At 68.1% G+C, this 17195-nt stretch carries 17 protein-coding genes; 11 read left to right on the plus strand and 6 right to left on the minus strand.

The genetic code is table 11. The features are described from left to right. Positions 1-105 precede the first annotated feature (105 nt). The 7 genes from ACYQ0R_RS15455 to ACYQ0R_RS15485 all read left to right on the plus strand — a co-directional run bounded on the left by ACYQ0R_RS15455 (position 106) and on the right by ACYQ0R_RS15485 (position 5775). The gene (locus ACYQ0R_RS15455; protein WP_459825540.1) at positions 106-474 is read left to right on the plus strand and encodes a DUF7475 family protein; all 369 of its coding nucleotides are present in this window, start codon (positions 106-108) and stop codon (positions 472-474) included. A gap of 82 nt (positions 475-556) precedes the next feature. Then, positions 557-1345, plus strand: coding sequence for a hypothetical protein (locus ACYQ0R_RS15460; protein ID WP_459825541.1), 789 nt, complete (start codon positions 557-559; stop codon positions 1343-1345). Next, positions 1342-2106 carry a CDP-alcohol phosphatidyltransferase family protein gene (locus tag ACYQ0R_RS15465; protein WP_459825543.1) on the plus strand — a complete coding sequence of 255 codons (765 nt, stop codon included), beginning with the start codon at positions 1342-1344 and terminating at the stop codon, positions 2104-2106. Before ACYQ0R_RS15460 ends, ACYQ0R_RS15465 begins: the two co-directional genes overlap by 4 nt. Positions 2107-2161: 55 nt before the next feature. Beyond that, complete coding sequence (locus tag ACYQ0R_RS15470; RefSeq protein WP_459825545.1) at positions 2162-3040, plus strand: hypothetical protein; 879 nt, start codon at positions 2162-2164, stop codon at positions 3038-3040. A 97-nt stretch (positions 3041-3137) separates the two neighbouring features. After that, positions 3138-3515: a 6-pyruvoyl trahydropterin synthase family protein gene (locus ACYQ0R_RS15475; RefSeq protein ID WP_459825547.1), complete on the plus strand. Its 378-nt coding sequence runs from the start codon at positions 3138-3140 to the stop codon at positions 3513-3515. A 68-nt stretch (positions 3516-3583) separates the two neighbouring features. Beyond that, entirely contained in the window at positions 3584-4726 is a 1143-nt protein-coding gene (locus tag ACYQ0R_RS15480; protein WP_459825549.1) for a glycosyltransferase family 4 protein, read from the plus strand. Beyond that, on the plus strand, positions 4723-5775 hold the full coding sequence (locus ACYQ0R_RS15485) for a class I SAM-dependent methyltransferase (protein ID WP_459825551.1): 1053 nt from the start codon (positions 4723-4725) through the stop codon (positions 5773-5775). Before ACYQ0R_RS15480 ends, ACYQ0R_RS15485 begins: the two co-directional genes overlap by 4 nt. Positions 5776-5796: 21 nt before the next feature. Here the strand turns inward: ACYQ0R_RS15485 and ACYQ0R_RS15490 are convergent, their stop codons facing one another. From ACYQ0R_RS15490 to ACYQ0R_RS15510, 5 genes are all read right to left on the minus strand, one after another. Next, entirely contained in the window at positions 5797-6429 is a 633-nt protein-coding gene (locus tag ACYQ0R_RS15490; protein ID WP_459825553.1) for a hypothetical protein, read from the minus strand. 28 nt (positions 6430-6457) lie between these two features. Then, positions 6458-7447, minus strand: coding sequence for a zinc-dependent alcohol dehydrogenase (locus ACYQ0R_RS15495; protein ID WP_459825555.1), 990 nt, complete (start codon positions 7445-7447; stop codon positions 6458-6460). Positions 7448-7651: 204 nt separating this feature from the next. Beyond that, entirely contained in the window at positions 7652-8857 is a 1206-nt protein-coding gene (ftsZ, locus tag ACYQ0R_RS15500) for a cell division protein FtsZ (RefSeq protein ID WP_459825557.1), read from the minus strand. Positions 8858-8859: 2 nt separating this feature from the next. Further along, positions 8860-9039: a transcriptional regulator CdrS gene (locus ACYQ0R_RS15505; RefSeq protein ID WP_459825559.1), complete on the minus strand. Its 180-nt coding sequence runs from the start codon at positions 9037-9039 to the stop codon at positions 8860-8862. Positions 9040-9254: 215 nt separating this feature from the next. Next, on the minus strand, positions 9255-9902 hold the full coding sequence (locus tag ACYQ0R_RS15510; RefSeq protein ID WP_459825561.1) for a double zinc ribbon domain-containing protein: 648 nt from the start codon (positions 9900-9902) through the stop codon (positions 9255-9257). Positions 9903-10106: 204 nt separating this feature from the next. Here ACYQ0R_RS15510 and ACYQ0R_RS15515 point away from each other — a divergent pair, with 204 nt between their 5' ends. From ACYQ0R_RS15515 to ACYQ0R_RS15530, 4 genes are all read left to right on the plus strand, one after another. After that, on the plus strand, positions 10107-10520 hold the full coding sequence (locus ACYQ0R_RS15515) for a DUF7518 family protein (protein ID WP_459825563.1): 414 nt from the start codon (positions 10107-10109) through the stop codon (positions 10518-10520). Positions 10521-10645: 125 nt separating this feature from the next. After that, on the plus strand, positions 10646-14236 hold the full coding sequence (gene smc, locus ACYQ0R_RS15520) for a chromosome segregation protein SMC (RefSeq protein WP_459825565.1): 3591 nt from the start codon (positions 10646-10648) through the stop codon (positions 14234-14236). Continuing rightward, entirely contained in the window at positions 14229-15284 is a 1056-nt protein-coding gene (locus tag ACYQ0R_RS15525) for a segregation/condensation protein A (protein WP_459825567.1), read from the plus strand. The genes smc and ACYQ0R_RS15525 overlap by 8 nt, the downstream gene beginning before the upstream one ends. Positions 15285-15482: 198 nt before the next feature. Further along, entirely contained in the window at positions 15483-16316 is an 834-nt protein-coding gene (locus ACYQ0R_RS15530; RefSeq protein ID WP_459825569.1) for a rhomboid family intramembrane serine protease, read from the plus strand. A gap of 215 nt (positions 16317-16531) precedes the next feature. On the opposite strand, the gene ACYQ0R_RS15535 is transcribed toward ACYQ0R_RS15530, so the two are convergent. Then, positions 16532-17143 (minus strand): DUF7504 family protein, encoded by a 612-nt coding sequence (locus ACYQ0R_RS15535; RefSeq protein WP_459825571.1) that lies wholly within the window; start codon positions 17141-17143, stop codon positions 16532-16534. Between the last annotated feature and the right edge of the window lie 52 nt (positions 17144-17195).

Below are 17195 nucleotides of genomic sequence, written 5' to 3' on the forward strand. Positions count from 1 at the left end.
TGGTCCGGTCGAACCGGTAGTCCGGAGCTCCAGCGCCCGGCTCGCGACCCGCGCGTCCCGGCGGCCGGTGAAAGAACTATGTCAGTTCGTCCCGTGATAACGGTAATGAGTGGCACGGAGACGTTTCGATCGGCGACGCTGACGCCGCTGCACTGGGCCGGGATCGCGCTGGCGCTCGTCACCGCCGCGGTGCATCTCGTGCTCGGCGTCGGCTTTCTGCCCCACTGGATGGGGGCTGCGTTTCTCGCGGCGACCGGCGGCTTCCTCGTCGGGATCTGGCTCGTCGTCACCGACCGACGGCGACGGCTCGTCTACCTGCTCGGCATCCCTTTCACCGGCGCGCAGATCCTCCTCTGGTACGCGCTGAATCGTCCCGAGGGACTCGACGCGATCGGAGCCGCCGACGCCATCGACAAGGTCGCACAGGCCGCGCTGATCGTCGTGTTGGCCCTCCTGTACGCTCGTGCGGAGTGATACATCAATGTCGTCGAGAGCCTCGTCGTCGAGAGCCTCGTCGTCGAGAGCCTCGTCGCCGGTCGGGGATCCGGACGACGCAGTGTCTCGGCACCGTCGGATCCGCGGGCGAGTCGCCGCGGCGCTCCGCTCGCGAGTGACGCGTCCCGTCCGTGGCGTCGCCCCGCTGGCACCGCTCGCGGCGGCCCACCGCCTCCGACGACGACTCGCCCCGGGGCGCTACACCGACGCGCCGGCGTTCGCGCTCCGCCGCGTCGACCCGGCACGGATCCGTCGGAGCGTGCTCGAAACCGCGCCGCGAACGCCCCAGTGGGGTCGGGTCGTCGGCGGCGACTTCGACGCCGAGTGGGAGCCGTTCGACGAGCGGCCGGTTCCCACCGGGCTCCGACAGCGCTACGTCGAGGGGCGCGACTGGGTGGACACCGCGCTCGTCGAGGCGTTCGACGACCAGCTCGCCCGCTTCGGCAACGCGTGGGGGTACACGAGCCGGGAGGGGTTCACGCGTCGCTGCCGGGAGATCGACCGGCTTCACGCGTCGCTTCGCGACCAGGGATATCGGCGACAGGAGACGCTTCGCGGGCCGGACGCGTACGCGACGACCGCCCGGCTCGACGAGATAAACGTCGACGTCGGCCGCGACGGAACGCTCTACTGGCGGGCGTACGGCCAACACCGGCTCGCGCTCGCGAAGCTGCTCGGGATCGAGTCGGTTCCGGTGCTGATCCACCGTCGACACGCGAACTGGCAGGCGGTCCGCGACCGGCTTCGCGACACGGCCTCGGGCTCGCGTTCCGACCGCCGCTTACACCCCGATCTCCGGGACCTCGGGGCCGAGACGAGCGACGCCGACACCCCGGGTGAGAACTCGTGACGGAGACGTCGGCGTCGTTCGGTCCGGATCGGCTCGCTCGACGACTCTCCGCGCCGCTTCTCGTCACCGCGGCCGTCACGCTGTGTACGGTCGGGGCGGTGGCGGTGGCGTGGGAGGGGAAGCCCACGTGGCCGTTTCTCGGCGGCGTCGCGGTCGCGTTCCTCGCGGTGGCGGTCGTGAGTCGACGGACGCTCTCCGGCGCGCGGGCGGCGGCGGGCCCCCAGCCGATAACGCTCGCGACGTGGGTGACGTTCGCACGGGCGTGGCTGTGTATCGCGTTCGCCGGCTTCCTCTTCACGGCTCCGCCCGGCGGCGTAACGCTGTGGGTGCCGGCGGGGCTGTTCGGGCTCGCCGCCGGACTCGACGCTGTCGACGGCGCGCTCGCGAGACGGACGGACACGGTGTCCGAGCTCGGCGGCCGGCTCGACACCGAGATCGACGCGCTGCTCGTCGCCGTCGGTGTCGCGGTCGCCGTCGTCGAGGGGACCGCGCCGCTCGTCTTTCTCGCGGTGGGGATCGCTCGCTACGCGTTCGTCGCCGGGAGTCGGTGGCGGTCCGCTCGTGGGCTCCCGGTCGCCGAGCTACCGCCGAGCGAGTTCCGCCGCGTCACGGGCGCGACGATCATGGTCACGGTTCTGATCGCGCTCGCGCCGCTCCCGGGCGCGACCGTCTCACGCTGGGTCGCCGGGGTCGTGTCGGTGCCCGTCCTGCTGCATTTCGCGTGGGACTGGCTGGTCGTCTCGGGTCGCGTGGACCGATAGCTGCGGGCGGCCGGCGGAAGCTTCATTCCCACACCGCCGCAACTGGAGTCGTTCGATGACGGGTTCCGATGATTCACTCTCCGACGATACTCGCGCTGCCGCGTCGGTCGATCCCGCGGCCATGCGAGCCGACCTCGCCGCGCTGACCGACGGGACCGACGCGATCGCACACGAGGTCGACGACGGGGAGTGGTACGTCGTCGGCGACGCGGTCGAGGTGCTCGCCGCGTACACGGACGCGGCGGCCGCTGTGTTCCTCGACGACGCGTGGGCGCGTCCGGGACGAACTCAACAGGGCGGGCTGGCGTACGACCTCCATCCGTTCGACGAGACTCACGCGGTCGCGGGCGACGACGTCGACGACTCGATCACGACGACCGAGCTCGTTGCGACCGCCCGGGAGGCGCTCGTCGACGGCGGATGGCTGATGGCGGACGCGGACGACTGGCTCGCGCCGCGGCTCGTCGATCACCTCCGGACGACGTGGGGCGACGCGGCCGCGACGCCCCAGAGCGGCGGCTTCCGCGCGCTTGGCGGCGTGACGTATCTGACGGACGACGGAGCCCCCGACTGCGACACCCACGGCGACCATCTGAGCACGGGCGGGTACACCGTCGTGTTCGCCCACGACGGGCCGACCGACCGGCGGGGCGACGCCGCAGTCAGGCAGGTTGCGACGTGGCCCGACGCGGCGTACGGGCGCGGCGGGCGCGCCAAGCCGATCGCTCCCTACGAGGCCTGGATCGAGGCACTGGTCGATCCCGGCGAGCTGGTGCTCGTCCCGTGTGCAGGCACCGCGCCGGCGGCTCTCGCCGCGAAACGCGCGTTCGGCGAGGACGCGCGCTACGTCTGTGTCGACGTCGATCCCGACGCGTACGAGGCGTTTCGGCGGCGGTACGCGGAGACGGTGGCGGGCCGTACCGACTCCGACTGAGCGTGTGGGGAGTCCGTCGGTCGATGAGCGGGCGCGGAGCCCGGCGCTCGATCCGTTCGGGGACGGAACTATACGTCTACCCATCCAACGCCGTGACATGTACGCGGTGTCGGTCTCCCGGTCCTGTATCGCACAGCATTACCTCACCGTCCCCGATCCCGGGCCGGAGGGAACGCTTCACTCGCATCGGTTCGGGATCGAGGCGACGTTCCGCGGCCCGGAGCTGAACGAGTACGGCTACCTCGTCGACATCGACGCCGTGATCGAGGCGCTGGAGGCGGTCGTCGACGGATTGGCCGACCGAACGCTCAACGACGTGCCCGCCTTCGAGGGATTGAACCCGAGCGCCGAGCATCTCGCCCGGATCGTCGGCGACCGGCTCGTCGAGCGACTCGCCCCCGAGACAGCCACTCAACTCGTCGTCACCGTCCGCGAGGACGATGTCGCCGAAGTCACCCACGAGCGGGAGCTGTGACCGGGGGTGTCACGGGAGCGGACCGGCCCGCCGAATCCGACCGCGCTCGACCCCGAGACGTGGACTCCGTGCCGCTCCACATCGGATTCGTCGTGTACGGCGACCTGGAGACGACCTCCGGCGGATTCCGGTACGACCGCGAGGTGATCCGCCGGCTCCGCGACCGTGGCGACACCGTCGACGTGATCTCGTTGCCGTGGCGGCGCTACTCCGACGGCGTCCGCGACGCCCTCGATCCGACGGTGAGAGACCGGCTGGACCGCGACGTCGACGTGCTCGTCCAGGACGGGCTCGCTCATCCGTCGGTGTGGCGACACAACCGAACGCTCGCCGGCCCGGACGCGGTCGTCGCGCTCGTCCACCATCTTCGGTCCGACGATCCGACCGACCCGTTCGGTGCGCTTGCGCGTCCGTTCGAGCGCCGATTCCTCCGCTCCGTCGACGCCGTGGTGACGACCAGTCGATTCACCCGGAAGCGAGCGACTCGCCGCGAGCGGTCGATCGCGACGACGCCGACGCTCGTGGCGCGCCCCGCCGGCCGTGCCGAAGGGCCTGCGACGACCGCGACGGCGGTCCGCGACCGCGCCGGGAACGGACCGCTCCACGTCGTCTTCGTCGGCACCGTCGTTCCGCGGAAGAACCCGACGACCCTGCTCGACGCGCTCGCCGGGCTCGACGACGACACACGTGACGGACACGCGCCGGACTGGCGGCTGACGGTCGTCGGCAGCCACGACGTAGACCCCGCGTACGCCGCCCGCGTCGTCGAGCGGGCCGCGGCGCTCGGCGTCGACGACCGGGTGTCGTTCGTCGGCGAGCTGTCCGACGTGGCGCTCGCGGAGACGTTCGAGGACGCGCACGTCTGCTGTGTCCCGGCGCGATACGAGGCGTTCGGGATGGTGCATCTCGAGGCGATCGAACACGGTGTGGTTCCCGTCGCCGGCGCGGTCGGGGGCACCGGGGAGTTCGTCCGTGACGGGGTGAACGGGTTCCTCGTCGACCCGGACGACGACCGGGCGATCGCCGACCGACTCCGGCGGCTCGCCGCGGACCGCGACCGACTCGCGGAGCTGGGCGTCGCCGCGCTCTCCACCGCCGAGGCGCACCCGACGTGGGAGGAGACGACCGACCGACTCCGCGCGTTCCTTGCGACGGTCGCGAGGGAGGCGGACTCCGGCGACCGGTCGCCGGCTCGGGGTGACCGCCGATGACCGACTTCGTCGAGTACCTGACGGCGAAGCGGAGCGTCGACGACCGCGCGCTGGACCGCCGTGTCTGGGATCGGTTCGTCTCCCACCTCGTCGATCGCGCGCGGTCGTCGGCCGAGCCGGTCGAGGTCGTCGAGGTCGGAGCTGGCGTCGGCTCCATGCTCGCCCGACTGGCGTCGTGGGAGTCGCTTCCCGGGCGGGTGTCGTACCGCCTCGTCGACGTCGACGAGACGACGGTCTCGGCCGCCCGCGAGCGAGTGCCGGAGTGGCTCGCGGACGCCGGCTACGAGACGGAATGGCACGACTGCGGACGGCTCACGGCGACGCGCGACGACGAACAGTCCACGGCGACGCACGACGCGCGAGCGGACGACGCCTCGACGGAGGACGTGCGGACGGAGTTCGACGTGTCGTTTACGGTCGCCGACGCGGCCGCGCTCGCAGATGGGGCGGACGGATCGGCGTCGGGGGCGGACGGATCGGCGTCGGGGGCGGACGGATCGGGGGCGACCGTCGACGGACGCGCCAGTGACGACGCCGACGCGGTCGTCGCCGCGGCGTTTCTCGACGTCGTCGACCTCGACCGCATGCTGCCGGCGCTCCGCGAGCTGCTCCGGCCGGCCGGCGTGGTGTACGCACCGTGCACCTTCGACGGCGGGACCCAGTTCTCGCCGCCGCAGGACCACGACTCCCGGATCGAGCGACTGTACCACCGACATATGGACGAGGTACGGGAGCGCCCTGGGGGCAGCCGAGCGGGGCGTGAGGTGCTCGAACGCGCGCCCTCTCACGGGTTCACGGTCGAAGCCGTCGGCGGCTGTGACTGGGTCGTCAGGCCGTGGGACGGAACGTACCCGCACGCGGAGGCGACGTTTCTCGCACACCTCCTGACGACGATCGACGGTGCGCTCGCCGACTACCCGAACGAGACGCTCGACCCGACCGTCCGTGAGGCGTGGGTCGACACGAGACGACGACAGCTCGACCGCGGGGAGCTGATCCTCGTCGCTCACCACCTCGACCTTCTTCTCCGGGCGGACGCGGACGGATAGTCCGCGCTTCGATGGGTGTGGTCAATCGTCGTCGGCATCGTCAACGTGGTCGGGCGACCGTCGGATCTCGGCGACGTCCTCCATCGACCGTCCGCCCTCGTCGACGGTCCGGCCGCCGCATCCCGTCGCGGGAGCGTTCTCGCCGGACGGCGGCTGTATCGGCTCGGAGACCAGCTCCCGGAACCGGCGTACCCCCTCTTCGGGATCGTATCCCTCCTGTCTGAGGTGGGCGATCGGCGAGACGTTCGGGTTGCGCTCCCAGTGACACCAGACGTCGGTTCGGTCCGGCCCGGCCGGAAACAGTCGGACGTGGAGCTGCCACGTTCCGGTGAACCCCTCGGGACGGTACGCACAGCTCGCGGTCTCGTAGACGGTCCGCCCGTCGCGCTCGTACGCGTGGAGGTACGCCCGAAGCTGCTGGCTGAACCCGTACTCGTCGATCAGTCGCCGCCGCGCGACCGCCGGCGGGCGATCCCACACCCCCGCGTACTCCGCGTCAGGCGGCGGCAACACCGACAGCTGATACGGCACGACGGCGTCAGGCAGCCGGTCCGAGACGCGGGCGGCGAGCGATCGGACTCGCCAGAGCGGAGCCGCCACCGCGGTCGCCGTCGCCGCTCGCACGGCCGTGAACAGTGCTTTCACACCCACCATGATCAGTGCTCCGCCGTACCTTCCATGCTCAGTACTCCAGTACAACCTGCACGGCAGCGTTCGGGTCGCCATCGAGCAGCTCGTACGCCTCTTCGGCGCGTTCGAACGGGATGCGATGCGTGATCAGCGTCTCGACGTCGAGCCGCCCGAGCCAGTCGAGCGCGGTGTCGAACCGGCGCTCCCGGTCCCATCGTCCTCGGAGCTCGGGGCTGATCGTCGACACCTGACTGGAGACGACGTCGATCCGGTCGCGGTGGAACCGCCCGCCGAGATCCAGCTCGGCTCGCTTCGTCCCGTACCACGACCCGACGACGATGCGGGCGTCGTAGCCGACGACGTCGATCGCGTCGTCCAGCGCCGCGGGCTCTCCGGACAGCTCGATGGCGAGATCGACGTCCGCGACCGCTTCCGACAGGGCCTCCGGCGTCACGGCCCGGTCCGCACCAAGCCCCCGTGCGAGGGATCGACGCCGCTCGACCGGGTCGACGACGACCAGTTCCGACAGCGGAAACGACGACAGCAGCCGGACCACGCAGAGTCCGATGACGCCCGCGCCGTGGACGACGACGCGCTCGCCGAGCCGCGGGGCCGCATCGAGCACGAGGTTCGTCGCCGTCTCCATCGACGGCACCAGCGCGCCCGTCTCGGCCGTCGTCCCGTCCGGTACCACGACGACCGACTCGGGGTCGGCGTGGAATCTCGTCTGGTGGGGGGTAAACGAGAACACGCTCCGGCCGACCCACTCGGAGTCCACGTCCGATCCCACCGCCCGAACGACGCCGCAGGCGGCGTAGCCGTAGCGGATCGGATAGCTGAACTCCTCGTCCAGCGCGTCGATCGTCTCGTCCGCCCGGACGTCGGAGGGAGTCTCGTCGTGATACACGAGCAGCTCCGTCCCCGCACTGACAGCCGACACGTTCGTCTCGACGAGTAGCTCGGAGGGGTCAGGCGGCCCGACGGTTATCGGCCGTATCTCGACCGTCTCCGGCGCGGTAAAGTACAGCGCGGCGTCGCTCATCGTCCGGCATCACGGTCGGTGTTCGACCGAACCGACACCAACGACTCCTGACACGACACACCGGTATCTCGGGTTGGTCGTTATTAAGTGCTTGCGTTGACGAACCACGTGATAGCGGAGCGAGACGACACGCGTCGCTCGTCGGTTCGATCCACCGAACCCGAAGAAAAGCAGCGTTGCCGTTCGCGAGTGGTTCCGAGGGAACTATCGAATGACGTCGAGCCCGTTGTTCTTCTCGACCGGCTCGGTGCCACCATCCGACTCCCAGGCTGCGCGTTCGGAGCCGCCCGCATCTCCGGTAGCGCCGGCCGGGCCCCCGGCGCGCGACTTCGCGTCGCCGAGGTCGCCGTCGATGCTCTGACGTGACTTGTCGGCCTGCTTTTGGGTTGACGGGCCGAGCACCTGTGCGCTCTGCACGCCGGTCATGATCGCCATCACGCGGACTTTTCCTTTGTACTCGTCCTGGATGCGTGCGCCCCAGATCACGTTGGCGCTCGCCTCGAGGCGTTCGGTGATGTTGTCGGCGATCCCCTCGGCCTCCTTCAGCGTGAGATCCGGACCGCCCGTGATGTGGACGAGTCCGCCGGAGGCCCCGCGGTAGTCGACGTCAAGCAGCGGATGGTTCATCGCGTCGTTCACCACCTCCTGTGTTTTGTTCTTGTCCTGCGTCTCGCCGACGAGCATCACCGCGACGCCTCCCTGATTCATGATCGTGGACATATCGGCGTAGTCCAGGTTGATCAGCGACGGCTGGGTGATCGTCTCGGAGATCCCTTTCACGGTCTCGGCGATGATCTGGTCCATCACCGAGAACGCCTTGCCGATCGGGAGGTTGGGGACGTAATCGAGCAGCCGGTTGTTGTCGAGGACGATGATCGAGTCGGCCTCGTTCCGGAGCGTCTCCAATCCTTCCTCGGCTTTCACCGTGCGGGCGCGCTCGACGTTGAACGGCGTCGACACCATACCGACGACGATCGCACCCTGCTCTTTGGCGATCTTCGAGACGACCGGGGCCGCGCCCGTTCCGGTGCCGCCGCCCATGCCGGCGGTGACGAAGACGAGGTCGGCGTCGCCGAGCACCTCCTTGATCGTTCCCTGCGCCATCTCCGTGGCGCGCTCGCCCATCTTGGGGTCGCCGCCGGCACCGAGCCCCTGCGTGAGTGACTTGCCCACGAGGATCTTCGTGTCGGCCTCGATCATCTTGAGATGCTGTTTGTCCGTGTTGATCGCCACGGTGTCCGCGCCGTCGACGCCGATGTTGTACAGTCGATTGATGGTGTTGTTGCCCGCGCCGCCCGCGCCGACGACGACGATCTGGGGATCGCCGAACTCGTCGTCGTCCACGCTGGCGTCCATCTCTCGTTTCTCCGCTTCCGCGTTCTCTAAGGCGTCCTGCACGATATCCTGCATCGTTACACCTTCGCCCAGCTGCGGTTGCGGCCGCGCTCCTCGCGCTCGCCGTCCTGTTCGTTCAACATGTCGCGGACCGCCGACCGGATCGCCTCGCTCCGGTTCGGGAACTCGCCCGTTTCGACCATCCGCTCCACCTCATCTATCTGCTGTTTCGGGATTCGTAGTGTCACACGCTCCATTGTCATTCCCCCGGTAAGACGGTCCGCACACGTCGGGTGTGTCTTACAGCCCGAAACCGCCCGACGGCGAGGACATCCTCTCCGACGGACGGTCGCTGTAAGACGGCCGTCTTACGCAGTTGTAGGCACCGAGGCTAACCTTATAAAACTAACGACGGTCGTAAGACAAGCAGCGATTACGTCGTATACGTGCCTAAAACGGGCGTTTGCGTCGGTTACCGGTCCTTTAGAACGTCAGCCGCGGGGGTTCGACGACCACAGCCGGGGCAGAACGCCCAGTCCGTTCGCACCTCGTCGCCGCACTCGCAGAACGCTCTGTGCGATTGTTTTTCACCACAATTCGGGCAGTAAACGTGGTCCTCGGGTACGTTTTCGCCACACCCACCACACGCGTTTTCACGCGTTTGCACAGGGACGTCACCACCCGTCTTACGCGTTTTCACATCGTCGTACTCCACGTCGGATGCGTCGGGTGCGTCGTCGTACGTCGTCTCACGCGTCACGTCAGCGTCTGCTTCGTCGGCGCGAGAGCCCTCGACGCTGACGTTTACGTTGATCTCGCCGGGCGTTCTCTGCGTATACGGTGTGTGTGCGCCCGCAGCGTTCGTTCCGAGCCGTTCGTCCAATGCCGCGTCGAGTCGGTCGGCGATGAGTTCGTCGAGTCGGTCGGCGATGAGTTCGTCGATCCGGTCCGCGATCGCGCCGTCGATCCCGTCGCCGCTCGCGTCGCTTCCGCCGGAGTCGTCGTCGACGGCATCGAGATACGAGCGCAACGCGTTCCGCATCACCTCGCTTTTCGAGGCGTCACACGATTCCAGCCGCTCGACGAGGTCGTCGTCGGCCCGGAACGTGATCTTGCTCATCTTCATTCCCCGATTCAACGACCGAGTATAAGTATCTTCTTACGCGTCCGACGCTCGACGGACACGTGTCTCCCACGCGTCGTTCGATGGACACTGGTCTCCCATGCGGCGTCGGACGCACACCCATCTCCCACGCCCTCATGGCATGGAGTCACACGTGCGTCTGACGCAGGTTTATACGGATCGCGCGGGCACACGTGTACCATGAGCAATCGTGTCGAGGACCTCGAACGGCAGGTCGCGGAGCTGCAGGCCGCAGTGAACGGCCTCACCGAGGAGCTGGTGGAGATGAAAGAGCGCGTTCGACAGCTGGAGGACGAACAGGAGGTCGCGGTCGAGCGGGAGACACAGCCCGCCGCGGGACCGGTTCACGACGAGACCGCCGACACGGAGCCGACGGAGCCCACGGAGCGGACGACCCACTCGGACGACCACGCTGACGTCGTCGAGAAGACGGACGCTGCCGATGGCTCCGCGTCGGACGGCGTCGACGATGCGGGCGCCACCGGTGACGAGGTCGTCGTCGCCGAACAGGACGCGACGACGCCGGATGCCGAAGCCGCTAAGGAGCAGCAGGGCGACGAATCCGAGGAGGACAGCGACATCATCGTCGCGTGAGGCGACACGGCGCTCCACGGACGACACGCCGTCGCCCACGCCGCGACGGGTCACGGCCTCGAGGCGACGTGACTCCGTCACGGCGGCGTGTTCACGCGTCCCTCACGTCATAACCCCCGCAAATCATGCATATCACGGAAGTCGTTCTGGACGGGTTCAAGAGCTTCGGACGGACGACGAGGATCCCCTTTTACGAGGACTTCACGGTGATCACCGGCCCGAACGGCTCCGGAAAGTCGAACATCATCGACGGCGTGCTGTTCGCGCTCGGGCTGGCCCGGACGCGGGGGATCCGCGCACAGAAGCTCACGGATCTCATCTACAATCCGGGTCACGAGGACGGCGAGGCGTCGGGCGGCCCGAACGAGGCGTCGGTCACGGTCGTGCTCTCGAACGAGGACGGCACGCTCGACCGCTCGCAGGTCGTCTCGGCGGCGGGCTCCGAGAACGTCGGCGACGTCTCCGAGATCACGATCAAACGCCGGGTGAAAGAGACCGAGGAGAACTACTACTCGTACTACTACCTCAACGGTCGGTCGGTGAATCTCTCGGATATACAGGAGCTGCTCGCCGCCGCGGGCGTCACGCCAGAGGGGTACAACGTCGTCATGCAGGGCGACGTCACTGAGATCATCAACATGACCCCGTATCAGCGACGGGGGATCATCGACGAGATCGCCGGCGTCGCCGAGTTCGACGCGAAGAAGGAGGCCGCCTTCGAGGAGCTCGACACGGTGAAAGACCGGATCGGCGAGGCCGACCTCCGGATCGACGAGAAACGGGACCGCCTCGACCGCCTGTCCGACGAGCGGGAGACGGCACTGGAGTATCAGGAGCATCGCGACGAGCTGGAGGAGCAGCGCGGCTATCTCAAAGCCTCCGAGCTGGAGGAGAAACGCGACGCCCTCGCGAGCGTCGAGGCGGAGATCGCCGACGCCGACGAGACGCTCTCGGAGCTTCGCGAGGAGCTCGACGTCCGGCAGGGACGACTCACCAGACTGGAAGAGGATCTCGCCGACCTCAACCACGAGATCGAGACGAAAGGCGAGGACGAACAGATCGCGATCCGGTCGGAGATAGAGGAGATCAAAGGCGAGATCTCTCGGCTCGAGGGGAAGATCGAGACGGCCGAGGAGCGTGCCGAGGCCGCGGAGACGGAACGGCGAAACGCGTTCGTCGACATCGACCGCAAGGAGGAGACGATCGCCGAGCTCGACGAGGAGATCACGTCCGTGAAAGTCGAGCAGGCGTCGGTGAAATCCGAGATCGCGACGAAACGCTCCGAGCTGGCGGACGTCGAGGCGGAGATCGAGGGCGCGGACACGGAGTTCGACGAGCTGAAACGCGACCTCGCGGAGAAAAAAGAGCGCATCGAGGAGCTCCGCGAGGAGAAAAACGAAACACAGCGCGAGAAGGACCGCTTGCTCGACGAGGCCCGCCGCCGGTCGAACACGATAAGCGAGACGCAGTCGGCGCTTGAGGCGGCCCACGAGGAGGTGCCGGAGATCAACGCCCGGATCTCGGAGCTTCACGGCGAGCTCGACAAAGCGGAAAAGAACCGGGAGACGATCGAGGACGCGGTTGCGGATCTGTTCGCGGAGAAAGCCGAGCGGAGCGAGCGGCTCGACGAGGTCGAGTCGACGCTCCGCGAAAAACAGAACGAGTACGCCAAGCTGGAGGCGGCCGCGAGCGAGCGCGGCGACGCCTCGTGGCCGCGCGCGGTGACGGAGGTGAAAAACGGCGATATCGACGGGGTTCACGGCGCGGTCGGCGAGCTCGCCTCCGTCGAGACCGAGTACGCGGAGGCGTGTGAGACGGCGGCCGGCGGCCGGCTCGCGAACGTCGTCGTCGACGACGACGGCGTCGGATCGACGTGTATCGACTATCTCAAGCGCCGGAACGCGGGCCGCGCGACGTTCCTCCCGATCACGAAGATGGACGACAGGGGGTTGCCGCGAGCACCGTCGATGCCCGGCGTCGTCGACTTTGCCCGGAACCTCGTCGAGTACGACGCCGAGTACGAGCCGATCTTCTCGTACGTGCTCGGCTCGACGCTCGTCGTCGAGGAGATGGCGACCGCCCGCGAGCTGATGGGCGAGTACCGGATGGTGACGCTCGACGGCGACCTCGTCGAGAAGTCGGGCGCGATGACCGGCGGCTCCGGCGGCGGCTCCCGGTACTCGTTCACGAAGTCCGGCGGCGGGAAGCTCGAACGCCTCGCGACGGAGATATCCGATCTGGAGGACGACCGGCAGGCGCTGGAGTCCGAGATCGCGGAGCTGGAGTCGAAGATCGACGACGCCCGCGAGCGAAAGGCGGACGCCGCCGACCGCGTCCGGTCGCTGGAGTCGGACATCGAGCGTGCGGAGGCGGAGCTCGAGGCCACGGAGGAGCGCATCGAGGAGCTGAACGACGAGCTCGCCGACCTGCGCGCGGAACGCGACAGCGTCGACGCGGAGATGGCCGAGCTGGACGAGACGATCGAGGAGCTTGACGCCGAGATCGCCGAGACGGAGGCGGCGATCGACGAGATCGAGGCGGAGCTCGCGGACTCGAAGATCCCGGAGCTCTCCGAGCGCGCCGACGAGATCCGCGCGGAGATCGCCGACCTGGAAGGCCGGATGGACTCGCTGGACGGTCGGCGTAACGAGCTCGAGCTGGAGAAGGGGTACGCGGAGGACGCCCTCGAGGATCTCCACGACACGGTCGAGGAGGCCCAGAACCGGAAGGCGGACGCCGAGGCGTCGATCACCGAGTACGAGGCGTCGATCGAGCGGAAGGAAAAGCAGCTCGAGGACAAACGGGAGTCGATCGCGGAGCTCGAAGCGGAGCTGACGGAGCTGAAATCCGACCGCGAGGAGCTCCGCGAGACGATCCGTGAGGCGACACGCGAACGCGACGAGCAGCGGACGCGCGTCTCGGAGGCGGAGTCGGAGCTCGAGGAGCTTCGCGACCGACGTGACAGGCTGGAGTGGGAGATCGACGAGCTGGAGTCGCAGGTCGAGGCGTACGACCCCGAGGCGATCCCCGATCTCGACGTCGTCGAGGAGCGTATCGATGAGCTGGAGGCGGCGATGGAGGCACTAGAGCCAGTCAACATGCTCGCGATAGAAGAGTACGACGAGGTGCAGGCGGAGCTCGACCAGCTGCAGGACCGACGCGACGTGCTCGTCGAGGAGCGGGACGCGATCCAGGAGCGTATCGAGAGCTACGAGGCCGAAAAGAAGGCGACGTTCATGGAGACGTTCGAGTCGATCAACGACCACTTCCGGGATATCTTCTCGCGGCTCTCCGCGGGCACGGGAGAGCTCCTCTTGGAGAACCCCGAGGATCCGTTCGAGGAGGGGCTCACGATGAAAGCACAGCCGGCCGACAAACCCGTCCAGCGGCTCGACGCGATGAGCGGCGGCGAGAAGTCGCTCACGGCGCTATCGTTCATCTTTGCGATTCAGCGGCACAACCCCGCACCGTTCTACGCGCTCGACGAGATCGACGCGTTCCTCGACGCGGTGAACGCCGAGCGGGTCGGCGAGATGATAGAGGAGCTGGCCGACGAGGCGCAGTTCGTCGTCGTCGGGCACCGCTCCGCGCTGTTGGAGCGGTCGGACCGCGCCATCGGCGTGACGATGCAGGGTGACAACGTCTCCGCCGTAACCGGGATGCAGTTCGGCGACGGGACCGACGACGGCGACGAGGAGGTGGCCGCCGATGACTGACCGCTCGGACTCCGACGCCGACGACGTCCCAGCACTCGATCTGACGAGCGAGCGCGAGGGGGGTCTCTCCTTCGATGACGATGGCGACGGCGACGACGACGATGCCGACGCCGACTCCCGGCCGAGCGAACGGGCACGGCCCGCGTCGAACGGCGACCACCCCGATCCGGCGTCGAACGGCGACCAGCCCGACCGGACAGCAAACGGCGATCGGTCCGACCCGGTCGCCATCGAACCGTCCGGGGAGACGGACGACGGCGAGGTCGAGCCGGTCGAACTGCTCGTCCAGCTCGCGGAGAACGGCGAGATCGAGCCGTGGGATATCGACATCGTCCACGTGACCGACGCCTTCCTCGAGAAGCTCGACGAGACCGACCTCCGGACGACGGGTCGCGCGCTGTTTTACGCCAGCGTGCTGCTGCGGATGAAAAGCGATGAGATGCTCGCTGACGACGACGAGGAGGCGGAGCCGGAGGCCGAGCCGTGGGAGCTTGCGATGGAGGGCGGCGCGGCCGACCCCGAGGATCCCGAGTTCGACCCGATCGACCGGCTGGAGGCGGAGATGGACCGGCGGCTCGAACGGAAGAGCACGCGCGGGTCGCCGGAGACGCTCGACGAGCTCGTCCGGGAGCTGCGCGAGGCGGAGCGCGACTCGTGGTGGAAACGCTCCCGCGAGTACGACACCACCGACTCACCGTCCGGGTACGCCCGCGGGACGCAGACGCTCGACTACCACACCGGCGACGAGTTCCGCCGCGAGGGGGAGCCGACCGCCGACGACGCGACCGACCGGACTCACGACGAGGACATCGAGGAGGTGATCACGAGGATCGACGCCGCACTCCGAACCCACTTCGAGCAGGGCCGCACGGAGGTGTTGTTCGCGGAGATCGAGACCGCCGGCGGTCGACCGTTCATGACGTTCCTCGCGCTTCTGTTTATGGCTCACCGCGGACTGGTCACGCTCCAGCAGGACGAGCTGTTCGGCGACCTGTGGATCCGCGATCCGTCCGCGCCGACCGCCGACGCCGAGGCGATCGCGGACTGACCCGTTCGGTGTGGTCGATGCATTCTCGCAGCTCGTCAACGACCATCATCCGATACGCTTCGTGAGCGCCGCAAACTCAGCTCAGAAGCCGGAACTGCCGGTGGGCAGTTCCGTCACGACGACGTTATCAGACTGTATATTCGGAGGCGGGGATTTAGGTTCGGATCTCTGCTCCGTGTAGTCAGGGAAGCGTTCGTCATGGCACACGACTCCGGATCGGGCGGTCGCGTCGATCGCGTTCGCGACACGCTGCAGGCGGCTCCGGTCGTCGTCCTCGCTGGCGCGTTAGTCGGCATTGCTCAGCTGCCGGAGTCGGCACGGCGTGGGCTGTCGTTCGAGTACGGAGATCCGACGATTCTCACCGCGTACACGGCACCGTTCGTCCATTTCTCGCCGTCACATCTGCTGGGGAACGTCGCGGTGCTGCTGCTCGCGGGATTCGCGCTCTCGCATCTCTCCCGGCGAGCGCGGTCGCCGTGGCTGTTTCTCGGTGCGCTCACGGTGGTGATCTCGACGCTGCCGGCCGCCGTGACCCTGCTGAATCTCGCGGTGCCGCGTCCCGGCGTCACGTACGGCTTCTCTGGCGTGAACATGGCGCTCGTCGGTTTTCTCCCGATCGCGGTGGTGCGGTACGCCGAGTGGCGACTCGGTCGACGGATCGACGCGGCGCTGCTCATCGCGTGGTTCGCCGCATCGACCGGCTACGTCGCCGCGGTCGCGGTGCCGCCCTCGCCGATCACTGCCGGCGTGATCGGGATGTCGCTGGCGGTCGTCGTCGCCGTCGTGGCGCGAGCGCTCGCGCTCGGCGTTCCCGGGTCGGTTCCGTTCTCGCGGCTGGCGTCGGATCCGTCCGTCGTCGCGGGCGTCGGCGTCTGGCTCGGGCTGCTGGTGGTCGGATTTCCGCGGGTGAGCGTCGTCGACGGCACCGTGACGAACGTGTACGTGCATTTCCTCGGCTACGCGCTGGGGTTTACCACGGCGTATCTCGCACACGAACTGGAGTTCGTTGGTGCCCGACGCGAATGGCGGTGACGACCGGACCGCTCCGTCCGCCGTCTGCGTCTGGTCATCGGCTCGTATCGGCTGCTGTCTTGACGACGCTTTCTCCGTGATCTGACCGTCGAGACGCTCGTACCGCCGCCGATCGCAGTTCCGACGAACCCGTCGGAGAGTGGTCAGGTGCGGAACACGCGTCGGAATGGAGACCATCGCGTCGTCACGCTCCGGCGGCCACTCTGCGGTCTCCGTCACTTGGCCGTCTCGGCTATCAGTCGCCACTCCGTCGTCCCCTCGCGGCTCCGCGCGCGGAACTCGTTGCCGTCCTCGCCGATCCGCGTCTCGACGAGCACTTCGAACGGCTCCTTGAGCGTGTTGTGCTCTCGGTCGTCGTGCGTCTCCGACTCGACGACCGCCGCAACCGAATACCCCTCTCCGACCGCCTGCTGGACCAGCAGCCGCGTGAACCGATACACCTCCTCCAGCGAAGCGTACATCACGAGCGGCGAGACGGAGCTGATCCCGACCGCCAGGTCGCCACTCCTCCGCTTGAGCACGTCCGTGTACGTCGTTCCGATGTCGGTCAGATTCCCCGGGCCAGCGGCGTACTTGGTCCGCGGCGTCTCCGTCGGCTCCTCCTCGTGAGTCGCCGACACGCAGTCGATCACGACGACACTGTCGCCGTTGTACCCCGTCGCACGCTCGTGGTCGTGCCGCACGCGCTCCGCGCCCTGCCGCGTCGAGGCCACGACCGGCTCGTCGGCCCACGTCCGCAACAGCCGGTGAAACAGCGTTCGCTTCCCACTCAACAACGGCCCGCTGATCAGCACTTTGTCGGAGTCGTGGACCGGCTCGGGGAACATCCCGTTGAACCGATACGACTACTGCCGAATAAGTGTTATTGAGGCAGAACTT

Source organism: Halorubrum luteum, assembly GCF_054652935.1.